This is a genomic window from Aerococcus sp. L_32, assembly GCF_050689315.1.
Genome location: NZ_JBOEQF010000937.1, coordinates 1 through 725, shown reverse-complemented (window position 1 = coordinate 725; position 725 = coordinate 1). Strand labels below are relative to the sequence as shown.

Sequence of the window (725 nt, the reverse complement as noted above, 5' to 3'; positions counted from 1 at the left end):
TTGTTCTTATTCTCCTTATGAGACTTGCTAGCACCAGATTGGTCATTTCGGCGGTTGCCACCATTTGATTCTTTATCTTGTTGACGTCTACGGCTTCTATTGTTGCCTTTACGGCCTTTATTATTGCCACGTCCACCTTTACGGTTATCTTGACGCTGTAAACTAGTTGATTCACCGTTATCTTCACTCTTCACAATGACAAAATCGATGTCACGTGTATCTGTGTTAACATCCATAACTTTAACAGTCACTCTGTCCCCAATACGGTAAGTTTTTCCAGTATGCTCCCCAATCATCACTAACTGGCTATCTACAAAGTTGTAGTAATCGTCTTTTAGCATAGAAATATGGACTAAACCTTCAACTGTATTTGGTAATTCAACGAATAAACCAAAACCAGTAACCGACGAAATGATTCCTTCAAATTCCATGCCAATTTTATCCAGCATAAATTCTGTTTTCTTCAAGCTATCCGTTTCACGTTCAGCATCCACACTACGACGTTCCATCTTGGAAGAATGTTCTGCTATATCAGATAATTTCATCTTCATCTTCTCTTGTTTGTCTGCATTTGGACGTGCATGACTTTCATAGAAGTGAATTAAACGATGAACAATCAAGTCTGGGTAACGACGGATTGGTGATGTGAAGTGAGTGTAATCTTCAGCCGCCAAACCATAATGGCCGATTGGTTCAATATCATATTTCGCTTGTTTCATCGAACG

Annotated in this window: 1 protein-coding gene; it reads right to left on the bottom strand. The window is 39.3% G+C overall.

Going from position 1 to position 725, the window contains the following annotated elements; genetic code table 11:
- A partial coding sequence (locus ACRCJ0_RS17470) for an RNB domain-containing ribonuclease (RefSeq protein ID WP_431391424.1) occupies positions 1-725 on the bottom strand: 725 nt, incomplete at both ends.